Source organism: Paraburkholderia sp. A1RI-2L (genome assembly GCF_048957375.1).
Taxonomy (GTDB): domain Bacteria; phylum Pseudomonadota; class Gammaproteobacteria; order Burkholderiales; family Burkholderiaceae; genus Paraburkholderia.
The window spans coordinates 742,443-762,253 of record NZ_JARBTA010000001.1 but is presented as its reverse complement, the minus strand read 5'-3'; the positions used below and the strand labels follow the sequence as shown (position 1 = coordinate 762,253).

The 19,811-nt window shown below is 64.2% G+C and carries 21 protein-coding genes; 14 read left to right on the top strand and 7 right to left on the bottom strand.

The features are described from left to right. The first annotated feature begins 144 nt into the window (after positions 1-144). The 9 genes from PWP93_RS03665 to PWP93_RS03625 all read left to right on the top strand — a co-directional run bounded on the left by PWP93_RS03665 (position 145) and on the right by PWP93_RS03625 (position 7,765). A complete protein-coding gene (locus PWP93_RS03665; RefSeq protein WP_421043492.1) occupies positions 145-1,062 on the top strand; it encodes a DMT family transporter in 918 nt (305 codons plus the stop codon). Positions 1,063-1,185: 123 nt separating this feature from the next. Beyond that, positions 1,186-1,803, top strand: coding sequence for a TIGR00645 family protein (locus PWP93_RS03660; protein WP_421024304.1), 618 nt, complete (start codon positions 1,186-1,188; stop codon positions 1,801-1,803). A 74-nt stretch (positions 1,804-1,877) separates the two neighbouring features. After that, the gene (locus tag PWP93_RS03655; RefSeq protein WP_421024305.1) at positions 1,878-3,401 is read left to right on the top strand and encodes a fumarate hydratase; all 1,524 of its coding nucleotides are present in this window, start codon (positions 1,878-1,880) and stop codon (positions 3,399-3,401) included. A gap of 212 nt (positions 3,402-3,613) precedes the next feature. Then, a complete protein-coding gene (bfr, locus tag PWP93_RS03650) occupies positions 3,614-4,093 on the top strand; it encodes a bacterioferritin (protein WP_421024306.1) in 480 nt (159 codons plus the stop codon). Positions 4,094-4,101: 8 nt separating this feature from the next. Then, positions 4,102-4,974 (top strand): glutamate racemase, encoded by an 873-nt coding sequence (gene murI / locus PWP93_RS03645; protein ID WP_421043491.1) that lies wholly within the window; start codon positions 4,102-4,104, stop codon positions 4,972-4,974. A gap of 231 nt (positions 4,975-5,205) precedes the next feature. Further along, a complete protein-coding gene (locus PWP93_RS03640) occupies positions 5,206-5,457 on the top strand; it encodes a (2Fe-2S)-binding protein (RefSeq protein ID WP_421043489.1) in 252 nt (83 codons plus the stop codon). 294 nt (positions 5,458-5,751) lie between these two features. Next, the gene (locus tag PWP93_RS03635; RefSeq protein WP_421043488.1) at positions 5,752-6,534 is read left to right on the top strand and encodes a TonB family protein; all 783 of its coding nucleotides are present in this window, start codon (positions 5,752-5,754) and stop codon (positions 6,532-6,534) included. Between the two features lie 66 nt (positions 6,535-6,600). Further along, positions 6,601-7,326, top strand: a complete 726-nt coding sequence (locus PWP93_RS03630; protein WP_421024310.1) for a MotA/TolQ/ExbB proton channel family protein — start codon at positions 6,601-6,603, stop codon at positions 7,324-7,326. 19 nt (positions 7,327-7,345) lie between these two features. After that, the gene (locus PWP93_RS03625; RefSeq protein WP_421043486.1) at positions 7,346-7,765 is read left to right on the top strand and encodes an ExbD/TolR family protein; all 420 of its coding nucleotides are present in this window, start codon (positions 7,346-7,348) and stop codon (positions 7,763-7,765) included. 481 nt (positions 7,766-8,246) lie between these two features. On the opposite strand, the gene PWP93_RS03620 is transcribed toward PWP93_RS03625, so the two are convergent. Continuing rightward, positions 8,247-9,266 (bottom strand): LysR family transcriptional regulator, encoded by a 1,020-nt coding sequence (locus PWP93_RS03620; protein ID WP_421043484.1) that lies wholly within the window; start codon positions 9,264-9,266, stop codon positions 8,247-8,249. A gap of 122 nt (positions 9,267-9,388) precedes the next feature. On the opposite strand from PWP93_RS03620, the gene PWP93_RS03615 reads away from it, so the two are divergent. The 4 genes from PWP93_RS03615 to hemP all read left to right on the top strand — a co-directional run bounded on the left by PWP93_RS03615 (position 9,389) and on the right by hemP (position 11,803). Then, positions 9,389-10,267: a pirin family protein gene (locus PWP93_RS03615; RefSeq protein ID WP_421043483.1), complete on the top strand. Its 879-nt coding sequence runs from the start codon at positions 9,389-9,391 to the stop codon at positions 10,265-10,267. 156 nt (positions 10,268-10,423) lie between these two features. Continuing rightward, positions 10,424-10,822 (top strand): OsmC family protein, encoded by a 399-nt coding sequence (locus PWP93_RS03610; RefSeq protein WP_421024314.1) that lies wholly within the window; start codon positions 10,424-10,426, stop codon positions 10,820-10,822. Between the two features lie 38 nt (positions 10,823-10,860). Next, a complete protein-coding gene (locus tag PWP93_RS03605; protein ID WP_035523086.1) occupies positions 10,861-11,346 on the top strand; it encodes an SRPBCC family protein in 486 nt (161 codons plus the stop codon). 202 nt (positions 11,347-11,548) lie between these two features. After that, complete coding sequence (hemP, locus tag PWP93_RS03600; RefSeq protein WP_421043482.1) at positions 11,549-11,803, top strand: hemin uptake protein HemP; 255 nt, start codon at positions 11,549-11,551, stop codon at positions 11,801-11,803. 293 nt (positions 11,804-12,096) lie between these two features. On the opposite strand, the gene PWP93_RS03595 is transcribed toward hemP, so the two are convergent. From PWP93_RS03595 to uvrB, 6 genes are all read right to left on the bottom strand, one after another. Next, a complete protein-coding gene (locus tag PWP93_RS03595; RefSeq protein WP_421024316.1) occupies positions 12,097-12,504 on the bottom strand; it encodes a GlcG/HbpS family heme-binding protein in 408 nt (135 codons plus the stop codon). Between the two features lie 145 nt (positions 12,505-12,649). Then, positions 12,650-14,080: a 4Fe-4S binding protein gene (locus PWP93_RS03590; protein ID WP_421043480.1), complete on the bottom strand. Its 1,431-nt coding sequence runs from the start codon at positions 14,078-14,080 to the stop codon at positions 12,650-12,652. Then, entirely contained in the window at positions 14,077-14,922 is an 846-nt protein-coding gene (locus tag PWP93_RS03585) for an FTR1 family iron permease (protein ID WP_421024318.1), read from the bottom strand. Before PWP93_RS03585 ends, PWP93_RS03590 begins: the two co-directional genes overlap by 4 nt. Positions 14,923-15,003: 81 nt before the next feature. Further along, positions 15,004-15,357 (bottom strand): cupredoxin domain-containing protein, encoded by a 354-nt coding sequence (locus PWP93_RS03580; protein ID WP_421043479.1) that lies wholly within the window; start codon positions 15,355-15,357, stop codon positions 15,004-15,006. Between the two features lie 60 nt (positions 15,358-15,417). Then, on the bottom strand, positions 15,418-15,966 hold the full coding sequence (locus tag PWP93_RS03575) for an iron transporter (protein ID WP_421043478.1): 549 nt from the start codon (positions 15,964-15,966) through the stop codon (positions 15,418-15,420). A 259-nt stretch (positions 15,967-16,225) separates the two neighbouring features. Next, a complete protein-coding gene (gene uvrB / locus PWP93_RS03570) occupies positions 16,226-18,307 on the bottom strand; it encodes an excinuclease ABC subunit UvrB (protein ID WP_421043477.1) in 2,082 nt (693 codons plus the stop codon). A 259-nt stretch (positions 18,308-18,566) separates the two neighbouring features. On the opposite strand from uvrB, the gene PWP93_RS03565 reads away from it, so the two are divergent. Further along, the gene (locus PWP93_RS03565; protein ID WP_421043476.1) at positions 18,567-19,766 is read left to right on the top strand and encodes an amino acid aminotransferase; all 1,200 of its coding nucleotides are present in this window, start codon (positions 18,567-18,569) and stop codon (positions 19,764-19,766) included. The last annotated feature ends 45 nt before the right edge of the window (positions 19,767-19,811 follow it).

The window sequence follows — 19,811 nt, the reverse complement described above, 5'->3', positions numbered from 1 at the left end:
GCATGAGTCCGCGCGCGAACTCACGCACGCAAGGTTAAACATGGCAACTTACCCGCTACTTACGCGCACCGCTGCGCGATGACAGTCAGTAAAAGTTAAGCGGACATTTAGAATGCTAACTGATCTGTGTGTCCGGATTCCAGCTTGAACCGCTATTCCTTTTTCCTCGTCGCCGCGATGCTGCTGGTGGGCAGCAATGTCGGCATCGGCAAAACAATCGTTGCGTTTCTGCCTGTTCCGATGTTCGCGCTGCTGCGCTTCGTCGTCGCGCTCGCGGTGCTCTGGCCCCTGCTGCGCGTCGCGCGCATGCGGCGCGTGAAGCGCGGCGAATGGCTCAATCTGTTCCTTCAGGCCCTCTTCGGTACATTCGGGTTTACGCTGTTGATGCTCGGCGGCGTGCATCGCACGAGCGCGGTTGCCGCCGGTGTCATCACCAGCACGATCCCTGCGGTGGTCGCGCTGTTCTCGTGGCTGTTCCTGCGCGAGCGACCCGACGCACGGGCGTTCGCTTCGATTGCGCTCGCCACTGCGGGCATTGCCGTCATCAATCTCGCGCATGCGGGCAGCGGCGCGCAAAACGCCGGATCGTTCGCTGACAACTTCGCGGGCAACCTGATGGTGCTGGGCGCGGTGTGCTGCGAATCGTTCTACGTGATCCTTTCGCGCCGCCTCACGCAAACGCTCGCTCCGCTCGAAATCTGCGCCTACACCCACCTGTTCGGCTTCTTGCTGATGCTGCCGGTCGGGCTGCCGGGCATGGTGTCGTTCGTCATGTCGAGCGCTCATGCAAGCGTGCCCGCGAGCGTCTGGGCCCTCGTGATCTGGTACGGGCTCTCGGCCAGCGTGTTCTCGTTCTGCCTCTGGATGATGGGCATCCGCCACGTGCCGGGCAGCGTCGCGGGCGTGTTTTCCGCTGTGCTGCCGGTAGCCGCGGCGCTGTACGGCATCGCCTTTCTCGGCGAGCGGCCCACGCCCGCGCACGGCATCGCGCTGGCCTGCGTGATCGGCGGCATCGCGCTCGCGAGCCTCAAGACCCGCCGGCTGCCGCCCGTGGCTTCGTAATTATTTTGTAAGGTCGACCTGCCGGCATCGCGGCGAAGCGGCGCGCCGACGCGTTACAATGACGCCCGCCCGGCCCTCCCGGCCACAGGTTTGCGCCCGATTTTCGCCACTCCAGAAACATCCATGTCCGCTGCACGCCATCAGCCGCCTTCCGCCGCTCGTCCTCGCCGCATGGGCCTGCTGCCCAGCATCATCTTCATGAGCCGCTGGCTCCAGGTGCCGCTCTATCTCGGGCTGATCGTCGGACAAACCGTCTATTGCGTGCTGTTCGTGAAGGAAGTCTGGCACCTCGTGAGCCATGCCATGTCGCTCGACGAGACCAGCATCATGCTCGCCGTGCTCGGCCTGATCGACGTGGTGATGATCTCGAACCTGCTGATCATGGTGATCGTGGGCGGCTACGAAACCTTCGTTTCGCGCATGGGCCTCGAAGGCCATCCCGACGAGCCCGAATGGCTCGACCACGTGAACGCCGGCGTGCTCAAGGTGAAGCTCGCGATGGCGCTCATCAGCATTTCGTCGATACATCTGCTGAAAACCTTCATCAATCCCGATGCGGTGTCCGAGCGCACGGTGATTTGGCAAGTGGCCATTCACATCGCCTTCCTGCTCTCCGCGCTCGTGATGGCGTGGATCGACCGCATCACCACGCATACGCACCCCGAGCACTATCACGACCTCGCCGCGCGCCATCCGGCGCCGCAAGGCACCGTGGTGCGCGAGGCCGCAACGTCGGAATAGCCACCCGGCGCGCCGCATCCACGCTTGCACGATTTACACGATTCGAAACCCCACTGTCCCCACAGAAGCCAGCCATGACCGTCATCAAACAGGAAGACCTGATCCAGAGCATTGCGGATTCGCTGCAATACATCAGCTACTACCATCCGCAGGATTACATCGAGGCGCTCGGCCGCGCGTACGAGCTCGAACAGAGCCCGGCCGCGAAGGACGCGATCGCGCAGATCCTCACGAACAGCCGCATGTGCGCTGAAGGTAAGCGCCCGATCTGCCAGGACACCGGCATCGTCACGATCTTCGTGAAGGTCGGCATGGATGTGCGCTGGGACGGCGCCACGATGGGCGTGACCGACATGATCAACGAAGGCGTGCGCCGCGGTTACCTCAACCCGGACAACGTGCTGCGCGCGTCGATCGTTTCGCCGCCCGAAGGCGGCCGCAAGAACACGAAGGACAACACGCCTGCCGTGATCCACTACGAGATCGTGCCGGGCGACAAGGTCGACGTGCAGGTCGCGGCCAAGGGCGGCGGCTCGGAGAACAAGTCGAAGTTCGTGATGCTGAACCCGTCCGACTCGATCGTCGACTGGGTGCTCAAGACCGTGCCGACGATGGGCGCGGGCTGGTGCCCGCCGGGCATGCTCGGCATCGGCATCGGCGGCACCGCTGAAAAGGCGATGCTGATGGCGAAGGAATCGTTGATGGAGTCCATCGACATTCAGGACATCATCAAGCGCGGCCCGAAGGACTGGGTTGAAGAGCTGCGCGTCGAACTGCACGAGAAGGTCAACGCGCTCGGCATCGGCGCGCAGGGTCTGGGCGGTCTCGCCACCGTGCTCGACGTGAAGATTCACGCAGCGCCCACGCACGCGGCTTCGAAGCCCGTTGCGATGATCCCGAACTGCGCCGCCACGCGTCACGCGCACTTCGTGCTCGACGGCTCGGGTCCCGCGAAGCTCGAAGCGCCCTCGCTCGACGCCTGGCCGAAGGTCAACTGGGAGCCGAACACGGAAACCAGCAAGCGCGTCGATCTGAACACGCTCACGCCCGAAGAAGTGGCTTCGTGGAAGCCGGGCCAGACGCTGCTGCTCTCGGGCAAGATGCTCACGGGCCGCGACGCGGCGCACAAGCGCATCGCCGACATGCTCGCCAAGGGCGAGAAGCTGCCGGTGGACTTCAAGAACCGCGTGATCTACTACGTGGGCCCGGTCGATCCGGTGCGCGACGAAGTGGTTGGCCCGGCAGGCCCCACCACCGCCACCCGCATGGACAAGTTCACCGAGCTGATGCTCTCGCAAACGGGCCTCATCTCGATGGTGGGCAAGGCCGAGCGCGGCCCCGTGGCGATCGAGGCGATCAAGAAGCACAAGGCCGCGTACCTGATGGCCGTGGGCGGCGCGGCGTACCTCGTTTCGAAGGCGATCCGCGGCTCGAAGGTCCTCGCGTTCGAAGACCTCGGCATGGAAGCCATCTACGAATTCGACGTGCAGGACATGCCGGTGACGGTCGCGGTGGACTCGTCGGGAACCTCGGTCCACAAGACGGGCCCCGCCGAATGGCAAGCGAAGATCGGCAAGATTCCGGTCGCGACGGCTTGATGCGCGGCTGATTCAGCCGATGCAAAAAAACCGGGGTCTGGCGCCCCGGTTTTTTATTGATCGACGTGAAACGGTCTGATTCACGCCCGATTTCCATGCGGATTCGGCCTTGGCTTTTGCGGATCGAGCGTTTATTGTTGGAAACCCGCGTTTGACTCCCGTGGCTAAACCCCGTGGTTGAAAACCGCACGCCCCAAAAAGGACGGAACATCATGCAAGGCGATAAAAAAGTCATCGAATACCTGAACGCGCAGCTCAAGAACGAGCTGACCGCCATCAATCAGTATTTCCTGCATGCGCGCATGTACAAGCACTGGGGCCTCGAAAAGCTCGGCAAGCACGAGTATGACGAGTCGATCGGCGAAATGAAGCATGCCGACCTGCTCATCGAGCGCGTTTTCATGCTCGACGGCCTGCCCAATCTGCAAGACCTGCACAAGCTGCTGATCGGCGAGGAAACCAAGGAAGTCCTCGAATGCGATCTGAAGCTCGAGCAGATTTCTCAGACCACCTGCAAGGAAGCCATCGCCTACTGCGAATCGGTGCGCGACTTCGTCTCGCGCGAGATTTTCGTGACGATCCTCAACGACACTGAAGAACACATCGACTGGCTCGAAACCCAGCTCGATCTCATCGACAAGGTCGGCATCCAGAACTATCAGCAATCGGCGATGGGTTCCGCGCAATCCTGATCACTCACTTGAACGCTCCGGCTTCTTGCTGCGCCGCGCCCATCGGCATCTTCGATTCCGGGCTTGGCGGCCTCTCGGTGCTGCGCGCCGTGCGCGCGCAATTGCCCGCCGAACGCCTCATCTACGTGGCCGACTCGCGCTATGCGCCCTATGGCAAGCGCGACGACGACTTCATCGCCGACCGCACGCTCGCCATCTGCGAATGGCTCGTCGGGCAGGGCGCCAAGGCGCTCGTGGTGGCCTGCAATACCGCCACCGCACAGTCGATCGCGCTCGTGCGCGAGCGGCTCGCGGTTCCGCTCGTGGGCGTGGAGCCCGGCATCAAGCCTGCGGCCGCGCTGTCTAAATCGCGCGTGGCAGGCGTGCTCGCCACCCCGGTGACGCTGCGCAGCGCGCGCTTTCAGGCGCTGGTCGAGCGCCACGCCGCCGATCTGCGCGTGCTGTGCCAGCCGGGCCACGGACTCGTGGAAGCGGTCGAACGCTGCGACGTGACTTCGCCGGCGCTCGTCGAGCTGCTGCGCGGCTATGTGCAGCCGATGCTCGACGCGGGCGCGGACACGCTCGTGCTCGGCTGCACGCACTACCCCTTTCTCGATGCGGCCATCCGCTCGATCGTAGGCGAACGCATGACGCTCGTGGATACGAGCGTGGCGATCGCGCGCCAGCTCGAGCGCGTGCTCGATCAGCATGGATTGCGTGCGCATCCGGCCGACGACGCAGGCGCCAGCGCAGCCGCAGGCACGCCGGCGCGCTTCTGCTCGACCAGCGACGGCGCGCATCTGCGCACGCTTGCGGCGGTCTTGCTCGGCATCGAGGCGCAGGTCGAATGCGTGAGCATCCCCTCGCCGCGCACGCGCGAACCCGAAGTCAACGCCGCCTGAACACCCTCCGGGCCGCCCGCGCCCGGCCCCGCTCCCCGCGCGCGCCTCACTCCAGGCTTCTGCCTTCCAGCCCCATTTCCCGGCAACCCTCCGGGCGCCCGTCTATATTGATCGCACGCAAAACTCGTACTAAGGGTCCGGTTCTGTTACAAAAAATCTGTTTGCATGCTTGCCAAAGCCGGAAAACATAATGATAATAATTCGTATTAACTCTCTTTATTGCGGTCCATCATGATTGTCTGCGTGTGCAAGTCCGTCTCCGACCGAACGATCCGCGCCTCCATCGCGGAAGGCATGGACTCTTTCGACGAGTTGCAGTTCGAACTCGGCGTCGCGACCTGCTGCGGCAAGTGCGAGGAATCCGTGCGCGAAGTGATGGCGCAAAGCGGCGCCTGCGCCACGCACTGCGGCGTGAGCCATGCGCACCCGACAGCCATGCCGCAAGCCGTTCCCCTGACGTTCTACGAGCGCAAAGCCGCCTGATTGCTGCGCCGCGCGCCTCGTCCCTCACCACTGGGGCGCGCGCCTTCGCTGTACCGCTCGCACGCGTTCACGCCAGAGCGCTTTACTGCCCGCCTTACCGCCGACAGCAAGCCAGTTTCACGACCAGCCAGCTAGTCCCCGTGTCCTTTTGAAGAGGAGTGTGCCGGGATGGAATTGCTGATCGGATTCGTGACCACTGTATGCATTTCGCTGTTGATCTTTCGCAAATAAAGCCGCCCGTCGCGATGCGTTGCCCAGCCTGCGCGCCGTCGCCTTTCGGACGGCCACGCTAACATGCAGGCTTCCCAAACCTCCGCCAACGCACAAATGCTTCCCGTTTTGCGTCCTTCGGGCACGCAACGCCGCGTCGTGACCGCGTGCGCGATCGTCGTCGCGCTGCACGCCGGACTCATTGCCGTCGCGCTGTACCATCGCAACGCCATCACGCCTGTTTCGCTCGAATCGCGGACCATCACGGCCGAACTGCTCCGGCCCGAACCCGTCGCCGCGCCAGCCGCGATCCAGTCGATGCCCACGCCGCCGCGCCCCACGCCGGTTCAGCGCGTGAGCCGCGAGCAGCCCAAGGTCCAGCCCAAACCCAAGCCGATTCCCGCACCGGTGCCGGTCGCCGACGCGCCCTCGCAGCACGTGGTCGAGACGAGCGTGCCCGCCGAACCGGCGCCGCCCACGCCCACGCCCACGCCCGCTGCACCCGCTGCACCCGCCGCGCCCGCTCCGGCGCCCGCAACGCAGGCCGCCGCCCCCGCGCAAGGCAAGCCGACGATGGCACTTGCCGCGCCCAAAAACGTCTCGCATCTCGACTGCGACATCGGCGAGCCCGACTACCCGATGCTCTCGAAGCGTCGCGGCGAAACCGGCGTGGCCCACGTGCACTTCGTGGTGGGGCTGACCGGCAAGCTCGAAAACATCGAACTAAAGAAGAGCAGCGGCTACAGCCGCCTCGACGACGCCGCGCTAGCCGCGATGCGCAACAGCACCTGCAAGCCGTACATGGAAGACGGTCAGCCAGTGCGCGCGGCCTACACGCAGCCATTCGATTTCAGCCTGCAAAACTAACGACGCAGTCATCTGCGCAGTCATCCGAATTGCACCGTTTAGACGAATTGAAATAGAGGAAAAACCATGCAGAACTACGGTATCGCCCACGTCTGGGCGCAAGGGGATTTCGTGACGCGCGGCATCGCGCTCGCGCTGCTGATCATGTCGGTGCTGTCGTGGTGCGTGATCGTCGTGAAGGGCTGGAACGTCGCGCGCCTGAAGCGCCTCACGAAGAACGCCGAGACCTCGTTCTGGCATTCGGACGATCTCGCCGAAGGCGTGAAAAAGCTCGGTAGCGGCACGCGCGAAGACAACCCGTTCCTCGCGCTCGCGCTCTCGGGCCAGGAAGCCGCCGAGCATCATCATCAGACGCAGCCGCATCTGCACGACCGCATGGACGTCTCGGACTGGATCACGCGCTGCCTGAAGGACACCATGGACGACTCGATCGCGAAGATGCAATCGGGCCTCGCGATCCTCGCCTCGATCGGCAGCACGGCGCCGTTCGTCGGCCTGTTCGGCACGGTGTGGGGCATCTATCACGCGCTGCTGACCATCGGCGCGACGGGCCAGACGTCGATCGACGCGGTGGCGGGCCCGGTGGGCGAAGCGCTGATCATGACCGCATTCGGCCTGTTCGTCGCGATTCCCGCCGTGCTCGGCTACAACGCGCTCACTCGCGCCAACAAGTCGGTCGTCACGAAGCTCAACCGCTTCGCGCACGGCCTGCATGCGTTCTTCGTGACGGGCGCGCGCCTGTCGTCGACGGCGAAGGGTGGCAATCTGCGCGTCGCCGCGCGCAACCACTAATCGAGCGGAGGCCAGCAACATGGCGATGAGCCCCTTTGCCAGCGACGATGACGACGGCCTGATGAACGAGATCAACATGACGCCGCTCGTCGACGTCATGTTGGTTCTCCTGATCGTCTTCATGGTGACGATTCCCGTGATCCGCCACGCCGTGAAGATCGACCTTCCGCATGCGAGCAGCCAGAAGGAAGACGCGAGGCCCGCGCAGATCAACCTCGCGATCGAGGCGGACGGCACGGTGCTGTGGGACGGCGCGGCCGTCGACGCCGACGCGCTCAAGACGAAGATCGCCGCAGCGGCGCAACTGCAGCCGCAGCCCGAGCTGCACCTGAACGCGGACCGCAAGGTCGCTTACGAAAAAGTCGCGCAGGTGATGTCGGCCGCGCAGAGCGGCGGCCTGACCAAACTCGGCTTCGTCACCGATCCCGCCCGCCATTAAGTGGTCGATGAGCGCGCGGAATCGAAGCAACCGGAGACTTCGAAGTCCAAAGTAAAAGGCCCTCATCGTCAGATGAGGGCCTTTTTTCGTGCGCACGCGGCGCATTCGGGCGGTGGCGACGATCCCCGACAATCGTTCGGTTCACATCGGCACATGCGACTTGCCGTGATCGACACGGACTGCGCTTTCAGCCCTGAAGGCTCGCTATGATAGCGGCCATCAATTCCCGCACAAGACCGGTGCTTGGCGAGAGGGATTTCAATATATTCCTCTCGTCGTCCACGTTCAATACTTCGGCCATTGAAAGTAACGATTGCCGGCGGCGCTTAAATGCCTAAACACAAACGGCGCACAAGCAAGGCACCAGCGAGGCACAAAGAGCCCATTTCGCACTATGTGCATCGGCTCGAAATTCGCGCACGCGCAAGCGCGTACATGTTCGCAAAGCTCGTGCTTTCACGTGCGACGCGCCGCGCACATCTCAAACCGTTTCGCTCTTGCGCACAGCCTTCGCTGGCGCCACGCTGATCCCCTTGCCCTGCTCCATCAGCGCGACCACGTCGCTCCTGAGCGGGCATTCCTGCTGCAGGCTCTGCCCCGAATCGAGCACTTCGACCAGATAGTCGACGAACGCGCGCACGGCGGGAACCATGCCCTGGCGCGAGAGAAATACCGCATAAAGCTGCGGCACCGGCAGCGTCCAGCCCGGCATCACCGGCGAGAGCTTGCCCGTGCGCAGCGCGGCGCCATACATCATTTCCGGCATCGCCGCGATGCCGAGGCCGGCCAGCACGGCTTCGCGAATGATCGTGAGGTCGGCGGTAATGAGCCTTGGCTCGTGCTCGTGCGCGTGATGCGTGCCGTCTGGCGCGATCAGGTGGTACACGTGGCGACCATCGCTCGTGGGCGTGTCGAGGGTCTCGAAGCGCGCGAGGTCCTCGGGCGCGAGCGGCGGCGCGTTCTGCGCGAGCAGACTGGGCGCGCCCACCAGCATCTGCTCGGTGCGCCAGAGCGGCCGCACCACAATATTGGCGTTCTCCGGCGGCTCCGAGCGCACGCGCAAGGCGATGTCGACCGAGTCTTCGAAAAGGTCGATCACGCGGTTCGTCACGCGCATCACCACCCGCACTTCAGGGTAGCGATGCATGAACTCGGGAATGATTTGCGAAAAGATGGTTTGCGACAGCGTGACCGGCACGCTCACGCGCACCGTGCCGCGCGGCGATGAACGCAGCGACTGAACGACGTTCACCGCGGCCTGCGCCTCCGAGAGCATCGCGCGGCAATGCTGGTAGAACAGCTCGCCGGCCTCGGTAAGCGCGAGCTTGCGCGTGGAACGCTGCAACAGACGCACGCCGAGCGACGCCTCCAGCTCGCTCACCCGCCGCGACAGGCGCGACTTCGAAATGCCGAGCACGCGTTCGGCCGCCGAGAATCCGCCGTGCTCCACCACCTGCGAGAAGTACATCAGGTCGTTCAGGTTGTGCGAATCGATTTGCATGTCGTCGTTCCAGCGATGGGACAATCCATTGCGATCAGGCCGTCAAACAGGCCAAATCGGCTACCTATAATAGCGGTTTGTTTCGCATATCGCGTAATTCCCATTTTTTCGAGGTGATATCCATGTCGGCCGTCCGCTCGATCGCCCACGTCTTTCCCGCCGTTCGCACCACCGAGGGCGGTGGCTTCATCGTCAACCGGCCCTTCCCCACCCGCCAGCTAATGGATTTCGACCCGTTCCTGCTGCTCGACGAGATGGGCCCGGTCGACTATGCGCCGGGCGCGGCGAAGGGCGCGCCCGATCATCCGCACCGGGGCTTCGAGACGGTCACCTATATGCTCGAGGGCCGCTCGGGCCACAAGGACTCGGCCGGCCATTCGGGCACGCTCGCGCCCGGCGATGTGCAATGGATGACGGCGGGCGCGGGCGTGGTCCACAGCGAAATGCCCGACCCCGAATTCGTCCGCACAGGCGGCCGCATGCATGGGCTGCAGTTGTGGGTGAACCTGCCCGCCAGCGACAAGATGATCGCGCCGCGTTATCAGGAGATGCCGCACGCGCGGATTCCGCAGGGCCGCTCGGCGGATGGCCGCGCCACGGTCAAGGTGATTGCCGGCGAGTCGCTGGGCGCCATGGCGGCCATCGAGACGCGCACGCCCATCCTGTATTTGCACTTCACGCTTGCGCCCGGCGCGCGCGTCGAACAGCCCGTGCCCGCGGGCTGGAACGTGTTCGCTTACGGTCTTTCCGGCACGGCGCAATACGGGGCGAATGGCGAGGCGATCGGCGCGCAGCACATGGTGGCGTTCGCCGACGATGGGGACACCGTCGCGATTTCCACGCCCGCCGACGCGGCCGAGCCCGCCGAAGTGCTGCTGATCGGCGGCCTGCCGCTCAACGAACCGGTCGTGCGCTACGGCCCGTTCGTGATGAACACCGAGCAGGAGATCCGCGAGGCAGTGCTCGACTATCAGGCTGGGCGCATGGGGCACGCGCACTGAGTGCACAGGGAGCGCGCCGGGCGTTTCGAAATTGCGTGGCGCGCATGGTCGACACCTCCGCAACCTGAGCCGCTTTCCGTCACAATAAGACTTTCCATGCCGCGCCCGACGGGCTGCGGCGTGTTCCCTTTCAACCGTTCCGTCCGCGAGGAGCGCATGGCCGAAACCGCAGTCACCGCACAGATTGGCTCGACCAACTACAAGGTTCAGTTCGACGATGGCACTCACACGTGGTTCGCCGACGAACCGGCATCGGCCGGCGGCGGCGACAGCGGTCCTTCGCCCTTTGCCCTGCTGCTGTCGAGCCTCGGCGCCTGCACTTCGATCACGCTGAAGATGTATGCGCAAAGAAAAGAGTGGCCGCTCAAAGGCGTGCGCGTGAAGCTGTCGATGCAAACCGGCAGCGAAGGCACCACGATCGATCGCCAGATCGCGCTCGATGGCGCACTCTCGAACGAGCAGCGCGAGCGTCTGCTGCAGATCGCCAACGCATGTCCGGTCCACAAGGTCCTGACGAATACGATCACGATCCGCTCGGGGCTTGTCGCCGCATGAGCGGCGACGGACGGAAACAGCCACAAGAAGGCCGCGCCTTGAATTTCGAACACCTCATCCAGATCAACGACCCGCTCAACCCGCTCGTCCTGCCCATGACGCGCGAGCAGCTTTGGGAAGGTCTCGTGCTACGCGCCGAGCAGCCGCAGCTTTTCGTGATCGGTCTCGACGACTGCACGATCCTATCGCGCGAAGGCAATACGCTCGAACGTGAGCTGCATTACGGCCAGGCCACGGTGCGCGACCGCGTCACGCTCACGCCGAACGACAACGTGCGTTACGACATCCTCCCGACCGCGGACTACGTGGGCGGCTCGCTCACGATGACGATCGAGCAGCCCGACGAATTGCAGTTGTTCCTGCGCTTCGAGTACCGCACGACGCTGCCGACCGCCGATACGGAAGACGACCGCCAGACCTCGGAGATCGTGAAGTCGGCGTATCGCGAGTCGGATATCGACACCGTGCGGCTCATTCGTCAGTACGTGCAGGGGCTGGGCGAACCGGAAGCACCGCTGCACTGAGCGGCTGTACCGAGCGGCTGCACTGAACTGCAGCACTGAGTTGCAGCACACTCCTCGCCACGCGCCCGGCTCGATGCCGGGCGTCGTCTTTTGTGAGTCAGGCTATCGACACAGGATTTCGATGAGTTCCTCGATATTGCAAATGGAAACGATTATCATTTAACATGGACTCATCGAATCGAGATCCAACACCGTCACGCTCATGACCGAATTCAACCGCTCGTCGACACTCAGCGTGCGCCGCACTGGCTCCGCCCTCACCGGCACGCAAAAGGGCGCCAGCCCGGCCAGCGCAAAGACCCACTCGGCGGCCACGGCCGCCCCGCAAGCGGGCGCCGATCGCCCGCTCGCCAGCGCCGCGCTGCTGCAGGGCCGCAGCCACGTGAGCATCGTGCATAACGGCGAGACTTACCAGTTGCGGGCAACGCGGCTCGGCAAGCTGATTCTGACCAAGTGACGTTTTAGTTTTCAGTACCGGGTATTGTGGGGACCGCCTCCACCGAGAGGCGTTGGGCATTAGCCAGCAACGACGGCTTGCACGCGAGACTAGACCCCTTCGTTCGTGCATCCCTCCTTCAAGCAGCCGTCGCAGCCAGCCAGGCCGTTTTTTTCCCATGCTCGAACCGTAGCGGCACACGAAGCGTTGTCGCACGAAGCAAAAAAGCAGAAAGCCGCGGACGATTGCCGCGGCTTTCTGCTTTTGCTGCCACACGCGTCATGGCGCGATGCTTCGCGCGATGATCGCCATGCTTACGTGAGGTTCAGCGCCTTGATGCCCGCCAGTGCAATGGCCGCGTCCTGGTCCGCCTTCACGCCCGAGACGCCCACCGCGCCAATCACGTCGCCGTTCGCGATGATCGGCAAGCCGCCTTCGAGCATGGCCGTGAGCGGCACGCTCAGGAACGCCGTGCGGCCGTCGCGGATCATCTCCTCGAAGAAGCGGCTTTCGCGGCGCCCCAGCGCGGCCGTGCGCGCCTTGCCTGGCGCCACGTCGCTGCTGATCGGCGGCGCGCCGTCGAGGCGACGCAAATACAGCAGATGCCCACCGTCGTCGACGATCGAAATCGTCACCTTCCACTCGTTCGCACGAGCGTGCGCAATAGCCGCATCGGCCACTTTGATCACGTCTTCGTCGGTTAGTACTGCTCTGGTTCGCATACGTGTCTCCGAATAGTCAAAAATGGGTGGCGCACCGCCAGTCCGGCTTTTGAGAGTACACGCACACTCGCGCCGTGGCGCTGCCCTTCTTCGTATACCCGTCATTCGCCATCGACGAAGCTATGCGGCCCGGGTCATCCGGGGCTCAATGCGCCCAGCCCCAGAACATCAGCCACCACGCGCTGTCGACCACGGCAAGCGCCGCGCAGAAGCCCGCCAGCGCCAGCGCACGTTGCCACGGACGCGTGCTGTAGCGTCCCGTGACGCGCCACGCGAGCCACGCGCTCCACGCATTGGTGATTACGAGGATTGCAATGCGCACGCTCGAGGCCCAGTCGAGTTGCATGTGCTCGGCGCGCAACAACGAGAGCGTCGTGGCCGACAAGCCGAGGAACACGCCCGCGCCCGCGAGCGGAATGAGCGCCTGCGCAAAGTGATGGAGCCGGCGCATGTCGAAACGTCCGACGAATACGGTCGAGAGCGCGAGAGTCGCGAGCAGCACCGTGCCGTAAACGAGCCCCGTCACGACGATATAGCCGACGATCATGGTGCCGTCGAGCCACGAGAACACATCGTTTTGCTCGGGGTAATGCGTGAGCAGGAACCACGGCGCATTGGTGTCGAGCGGCCAGGTGATGTTCTGGTCGATGAGCCAGCCCGCGATCGACTGCTTGAGGTCGACGAACCACCGCGAGGCGGTCCAGTGAAACGCGCCGATCGCAATGCCAAGGAGTCCGTACAGAATAAGTGCGGTGTCCCAGCCGCTCGCCTGCTTGTCGCCGAGCGCCACCACTTCTTCCGAAGGCGAGCGCCACGTGAGCGCGATCGCATCGCGGTGGCCGCTGCAGCGCCCGCACATGTGGCACGCCGCGGCGCCCTTCATGTTGCGCAACGGCACCAGCGGCGCGCAATTCACGGGAATCACGCGTTTGCCGCCATGCTCGCCGTGCGTGTACGAGTTGCGCCACGCGTCTTCATCGACGTTGAAGTGAAACGGCGCGAGACGCGCCAGAAGCGAAAAAACCCCGTTTACGGGGCAGAGATATTTGCACCAGACGCGCTTTTCGCGCCCGTACAGAAAGCCGATCACCATCGCGCCGAGCGTGGAGCCGCCCAGCACGAGCAACACCGCCTTGGGGTACTGATAGACGCTCACCATCTGGCCGTAGATGGTGGTGAGGCCGAACGCCACGAACGGCCAACCGCCCCAGCGCATCCAGTGCGGAATGGACTTGCCGCGCCCGAACTTGCTCGCGAACTCGCTGAGCGCGCCCTCGGGGCACAGCACGCCGCACCACACGCGCCCGAGCAGCACCATCGAGAGCAGCACGAACGGCCACCAGATGCCCCAGAACACGAACTGCGCCGCGAGCGTGAGGTTGTTCCACAGATGCGCCGTGTCGCCGGGCAGCGGCATGACGGCGGGCACGAGAATCAGGAACGCATAGACCGCCACAACCACCCACTGCACGGCGCGAATGACCGCACCGTGCCGCTGCATCCATTGGCCCGCCTGAGCGAGCCAGCCCTGCCTCAGCGTCTGCTGGGCCGGGCCTTGGCCCAACGAACAACTCATGCTGCCTTCCTCTTGGTCACGGCGGCGGCACGGCCGTCCGCGCGGCGAGCGAGGAACCACACCACGAGCCAGTACACCGCATAGGCGATCAGGTTCATGAGCGCCGGGTGGGCGCGGTAGCCCGTGAGCGTCGCGACGAGCGAGCCGAAGGTGCCCGAATCGTCGAGGATCGCCGACGAATTCCACACCTGGTCGACGATCGTCGGCAGGACTTCCTTGTCGATGAGCTTGTCCACGCCGGTCTGGAACAGGCCAGCGCCGAGGAACAGCAGCATGATCTCGGTGACGCGGAAGAAGTGGCGCCACGAGAACACCTTGCCGCCCAGTTGCAGCAGGTAGAACGTGAGGAGCGCGAGGCCGAGGCCCAGCAGCACGGCCATGTACTGGCCCGCGTCCACGTGGCCCGACTGGCCAAAGCCGAGGCCGTACAGGAAGATCACCGTCTCGCTGCCCTCGCGCGCGATGGCGAGCGCAACGAGCACCGTGATGCCCCACCAGTTCGCGTCGCGCGTCGTTTGCTCGAGCGACTGCTCCATCTCGCGCTTGAGCGTGCGCCCGTGCTGCTTCATCCACAGCACCATCTGCACGATCAGCACACACGCGACCAGCACCATGCCGGTCTGGAAGTAGTCCTGCGCGTCGCCGGAGAGCACCTCCGTGAAGCCCACGAGCGCCGCGCCCAGCGCGACCGCCGCCAGCACGCCGAGACCCACGCCGGCCCACAAATACGGCAGACCGCGACGCGCATCATCGTCGCCGTTTCTCAGCCATGCATAAAGAATGCCGACGACGAGCAGCGCTTCGACGCTCTCCCGCCAGACGATGAACAAGACCTGACCCATTGATACACCTCCTGCCGCCGGCCGCATTTGAACTGCGGCGCCGGCCACGTTCCCTGCTACGCAACACTCACCTGGCGACGCTCATTTGGCGACAATCACGCCCTGCGCCTGCTGATGAAAATCGTCGAAGAATTTGTACTCGCCCGGATCCAGCGGCGCGATCACGACAAACGAGTCCGCGCCTGGCGCAAGCACCTTCTCCTTGCGCAACTGGACGCTCTCGAACTCCGCCGCGCCCTTGCCGGTGTTGCGCACTTCGATCTTGATGCGCTTGCCCGCCGGCACCTCTATGCGCGCGGGGTTGAGCTTGCCGTCGGTCATTTCCAGCTTGAACGTCGGCATATCCTCGGCGTGCGCCAGATTGGCCACGCCCGCGAGCGGCGCGGCAAAAGACGCGCACAGCGCGAGCGTCGCAAACTTCCGGATTCCAGTCATCGGTGTTACCTGCTCCATCGAGTCCAGCGATGTGCCGCGACTAATCGCGACCCGTAACGATTAATAGCCGCCCTTCTTGCCGATGCCCGCGAACGGGAAGTCGTATTCGAGCGTGATGGGCTTGAACCACGGGCCCACGCCGGTTTCCTTGTCGACGTGACGGCCGAACGCCATGTGGCCCGTCTGCATCGGCGCGTCCACGATCAGCTTCAGGTGGTACTTGCCCGGGCCCGCGAGCTTGACGTTATCGCCATAATGCGGGCCGTCGTTCGCGACCATCGGCATCAGGTCGCCCTTTTGCACGTAGCTCGAACCCGGCTTGGTCAACTCGTAGTGAACCTGCAGATACGGCATCCAGTCGCCTTCGGCGAAGCCGGTCGGATTGTTCTTCACCGCGTGAATATCCGACTCCAGGTGGATATCGGACTCCGACGCCTTGCGCATCATGCCCTCCGGCTCCATCGTGATCGGCTGCAGATAGACCGCGCCGATTTCCATGCCGCCCTGGATTTGCTGCTTGCCGATCGGGTATTCGGCCGCCTGGGCCGCGAACGCCGCGCCCGCGGCCGCAATGACGACAGTGCCGCGCAAGAGAGAATGGATCCGCATCGAAACTCCTGGTGTTCTTATGAGTGACATGACCATCGAACCGTTTCGCACATGTACGTAATAACGATAATGCGAACAATTCTCAATAATTGGCGAGTTTAACACCGAAGTTGATGTGAAACAAAGAGCCGCACGCGGAAAACTTCACTGCAACAGGGTTTTCGCAACGCTGCCTCAATGCTGCCTCAATGCTGCCTCAACGCGGGCCTACGGCACGCGGGCTTACGGCAGCCCGCGGCAAAGGCGCGGCTCGGGATGCTCAGGCCGGATGATCGTCCACATTGGCCCCGAATACGCGCCGGCGCAGCACCGCGAGCTGGTCGCGCGTCTGCGCGGCCTTCTCGAATTCGAGGTTCTTCGCGTAGTCCATCATCTGCTTCTCGAGCTTCTTGATCTCCTTCGCGATCTGCTTTTCATTCATGTCCTCGAACTTCGCGCGCTCCTGCTCCTCGCGCAGCTCGGCGCGCGCCTCGTCCACGTTGTAGACGCCGTCGATGATGTCCTTGATGCGCTTGACCACGCCGCGCGGCACGATGCCGTGCTCTTCGTTGAAGGCGATCTGCTTGGCGCGGCGGCGCTCGGTCTCGTCGATGGCACGGCGCATCGAGTCGGTGATGCGGTCGCCGTAGAGAATCGCCTTGCCGTTCACGTTGCGCGCCGCCCGGCCGATCGTCTGGATGAGCGAGCGCTCGGCGCGCAGGAAGCCTTCCTTGTCGGCGTCGAGAATCGCCACCAGCGAGACCTCGGGAATGTCGAGGCCCTCGCGCAGCAGGTTGATGCCCACCAGCACGTCGAAGGTGCCCAGACGCAGGTCGCGGATGATCTCCACGCGCTCGACCGTGTCGATGTCGCTGTGCAGATAGCGCACCTTCACGCCGTGGTCGGCGAGAAACTCGGTGAGCTGCTCGGCCATGCGCTTGGTGAGCGTGGTCACCAGCACACGCTCGCCTGCAGCCACGCGCTCGTTGATCTCGGCTAGCACATCGTCGACCTGGGTGGCGGCCGGGCGCACTTCGATCACCGGATCGACGAGACCCGTCGGGCGCACCACCTGCTCGGCGATCTGGCCCGTGACTTTTTTCTCGTAGTCGGCGGGCGTGGCCGAGACGAACACGACCTGGCGCATCTTGCGCTCGAACTCGTTGAACTTGAGCGGCCGGTTATCGAGCGCCGAAGGCAGGCGAAAACCGTAGTCGACGAGATTTTCCTTGCGCGCGCGGTCGCCGTTGTACATGCCGTTGAGCTGGCCAATCAACACGTGCGATTCGTCGAGGAACATCATCGCGTCGGCGGGCAGGTAGTCGACCAGCGTGGGCGGCGGCTCGCCGGGCAGCGCGCCCGAAAAATGCCGCGAGTAGTTCTCGATGCCCTTGCAGAAGCCCAGTTCCTGGAGCATTTCCAGATCGAAGCGGGTGCGCTGCTCGAGGCGTTGCGCCTCCACGAGCTTGCCTTCCGTGTGGAAGAACTCGAGCCGCTCGCGCAGCTCGGACTTGATCGTCTCGACCGCGCGCAGCACGGTCTCGCGCGGCGTCACGTAGTGCGACGACGGATAAACGGTGAAGCGCGGAATCTTCTGGCGCACGCGGCCCGTGAGCGGGTCGAACAGCTGCAGCGTCTCCACTTCGTCGTCGAAGAGTTCGAGACGCACGGCCATTTCGGCGTGCTCGGCCGGGAAGATGTCGATGGTGTCGCCGCGCACGCGGAAGGTGCCGCGCTGGAAATCCTGCTCGTTGCGCGAGTACTGCATCGCGATCAGGCGCGCGATGACGTCGCGCTGGCCGATGCGATCGCCCTGGCGCAGCGTGAGGATCATCTGGTGGTACTCGGACGGATTGCCGATACCGTAGATCGCCGAGACGGTCGCGACGATCACCACGTCGCGGCGCTCCAACAGGCTCTTGGTGGCCGAGAGCCGCATCTGCTCGATGTGCTCGTTGATCGACGAATCCTTCTCGATGAAGAGATCGCGCTGCGGCACATAGGCTTCCGGCTGGTAGTAGTCGTAGTACGAGACGAAGTACTCGACCGCGTTGCGCGGAAAGAACTCGCGGAACTCCGCGTAAAGCTGCGCGGCGAGCGTCTTGTTGGGCGCAAACACGATGGCCGGGCGGCCGAGGCGCGCGATGGTGTTGGCCATCGTGAAGGTCTTGCCCGAGCCGGTCACCCCAAGCAGGGTCTGAAACGAAAGACCGTCCCCCACCCCTTCGACGAGCGTTTCGATGGCGGTCGGCTGGTCGCCGGCCGGCGGATACGGCTGGTAGAGCTGAAACGGCGAGCCTTCGTACTGAACGAACTTCGACTCGTCGAGCGCGGGCGCGTCGGCGACGGTGTGGTCGGACATGGGTGACATCCTGGGCGCTGAGCAAACAACTATTCTAGCGTCTTGCGCGTTCTTGCCGATGGCCTCGTCAGGGCGGCCGCGACGAGCCATCCGGCGCGCAAGCGTCGGTCGGCATTGAAAAAAATGGCCCCGCCAATGTCGCTGTCGGCGAAAAAACGGCCCGAGGATTCGTTACAATGGCGAGTTGCGTGGCCGGCTGCCCGACGCAACCCGCAGCGCACGGCCCACCGAGCTTCTCACTCACTTTTGCCGAACCATCATGTCCCTCTTTTCCGCTGTCGAACTCGCCCCCCGCGACCCGATCCTGGGTCTGAACGAAGCCTATAACGCCGATACGCGCGCGACCAAGGTGAACCTCGGAGTGGGCGTGTACACCAACGAAGAAGGCAAGATTCCGCTGCTGCGCGCAGTGCGCGAAGCGGAAAAGGCCCGCGTCGAAGCCGGTCTGCCGCGCGGCTACCTGCCCATCGAAGGCATTGCCGCCTATGACGCAGCCGTGCAAAAGCTGCTGCTCGGCGACGACTCGCCGCTGATCGCAGCGGGCCGCGTCGTCACGGCGCAGGCGCTGGGCGGCACGGGCGCGCTGAAGATCGGCGCCGACTTCCTGAAGCGCGTGAACCCGAACGCCAAGGTGGCGATCAGCGACCCGAGCTGGGAAAACCACCGCGCGCTGTTCGAAAGCGCCGGTTTCGAAGTGGTCGCCTACCCGTACTACGACGCGCAGACCAACGGCGTGAACTTCGAAGGCATGCTGAACGCGCTCAACAGCTACGCCGCGGGCACCGTCGTCGTGCTGCACGCGTGCTGCCACAACCCGACCGGCGTGGACCTCACGATCGACCAGTGGAAGCAGGTGATCGAGGCCGTGAAGGCGCGCAACCTCGTGCCGTTCCTCGACATCGCTTATCAAGGTTTCGGTGACGGCATCGCCGAAGACGGCGAAGTCGTGCGCCTGTTCGCCGCTTCGGAACTCAACGTGTTCGTCTCGTCGTCGTTCTCGAAGTCGTTCTCGCTGTATGGCGAGCGCGTGGGCGCGCTGTCGATCATCACCAACAGCAAGGAAGAGTCGGCGCGCGTGCTCTCGCAACTCAAGCGCGTGATCCGCACGAACTATTCGAACCCGCCGACGCACGGCGGCTCGGTGGTTGCAGCGGTGCTCGGCTCGGCCGAACTGCGCGCGATGTGGGAAACCGAGCTGGGCGAAATGCGCAACCGCATTCGCGCGATGCGCACGGGCCTCGTCGAGCGCCTCGCGGCAGCGGGCGTGGACCGCGACTTCAACTTCATCAACGTGCAGCGCGGCATGTTCTCGTACTCGGGTCTGACCGCGGCGCAAGTCGATCGCCTGCGCGAAGAATTCGGCATCTACGCCGTGAGCACGGGCCGCATCTGCGTGGCCGCGCTGAACACGCGCAACCTCGACGCAGTGGCTAACGCCGTCGTGCAAGTGCTGAAGTAAGGCAATACAGGCACAACCCGGGCGCAGCCCAGGCACAAAGAAAAG

Excerpts from the sequence above, each read along its gene's own strand:
- PWP93_RS03590 (WP_421043480.1), bottom strand. The coding sequence starts at position 14,080 with ATGAGTTGTTCGTTGGGCCAAGGCCCGGCCCAGCAGACGCTGAGGCAG.
- PWP93_RS03660 (WP_421024304.1), top strand. The coding sequence starts at position 1,186 with ATGTCCGCTGCACGCCATCAGCCGCCTTCCGCCGCTCGTCCTCGCCGC.
- bfr (WP_421024306.1), top strand. The coding sequence starts at position 3,614 with ATGCAAGGCGATAAAAAAGTCATCGAATACCTGAACGCGCAGCTCAAG.
- PWP93_RS03620 (WP_421043484.1), bottom strand. The coding sequence starts at position 9,266 with ATGCAAATCGATTCGCACAACCTGAACGACCTGATGTACTTCTCGCAG.
- PWP93_RS03630 (WP_421024310.1), top strand. The coding sequence starts at position 6,601 with ATGCAGAACTACGGTATCGCCCACGTCTGGGCGCAAGGGGATTTCGTG.
- PWP93_RS03575 (WP_421043478.1), bottom strand. The coding sequence starts at position 15,966 with ATGCGGATCCATTCTCTCTTGCGCGGCACTGTCGTCATTGCGGCCGCG.
- PWP93_RS03595 (WP_421024316.1), bottom strand. The coding sequence starts at position 12,504 with ATGCGAACCAGAGCAGTACTAACCGACGAAGACGTGATCAAAGTGGCC.
- PWP93_RS03610 (WP_421024314.1), top strand. The coding sequence starts at position 10,424 with ATGGCCGAAACCGCAGTCACCGCACAGATTGGCTCGACCAACTACAAG.
- PWP93_RS03655 (WP_421024305.1), top strand. The coding sequence starts at position 1,878 with ATGACCGTCATCAAACAGGAAGACCTGATCCAGAGCATTGCGGATTCG.
- uvrB (WP_421043477.1), bottom strand. The coding sequence starts at position 18,307 with ATGTCCGACCACACCGTCGCCGACGCGCCCGCGCTCGACGAGTCGAAG.
- PWP93_RS03640 (WP_421043489.1), top strand. The coding sequence starts at position 5,206 with ATGATTGTCTGCGTGTGCAAGTCCGTCTCCGACCGAACGATCCGCGCC.
- PWP93_RS03580 (WP_421043479.1), bottom strand. The coding sequence starts at position 15,357 with ATGACTGGAATCCGGAAGTTTGCGACGCTCGCGCTGTGCGCGTCTTTT.
- PWP93_RS03625 (WP_421043486.1), top strand. The coding sequence starts at position 7,346 with ATGGCGATGAGCCCCTTTGCCAGCGACGATGACGACGGCCTGATGAAC.
- hemP (WP_421043482.1), top strand. The coding sequence starts at position 11,549 with ATGACCGAATTCAACCGCTCGTCGACACTCAGCGTGCGCCGCACTGGC.
- PWP93_RS03585 (WP_421024318.1), bottom strand. The coding sequence starts at position 14,922 with ATGGGTCAGGTCTTGTTCATCGTCTGGCGGGAGAGCGTCGAAGCGCTG.
- PWP93_RS03565 (WP_421043476.1), top strand. The coding sequence starts at position 18,567 with ATGTCCCTCTTTTCCGCTGTCGAACTCGCCCCCCGCGACCCGATCCTG.
- PWP93_RS03635 (WP_421043488.1), top strand. The coding sequence starts at position 5,752 with ATGCAGGCTTCCCAAACCTCCGCCAACGCACAAATGCTTCCCGTTTTG.
- PWP93_RS03615 (WP_421043483.1), top strand. The coding sequence starts at position 9,389 with ATGTCGGCCGTCCGCTCGATCGCCCACGTCTTTCCCGCCGTTCGCACC.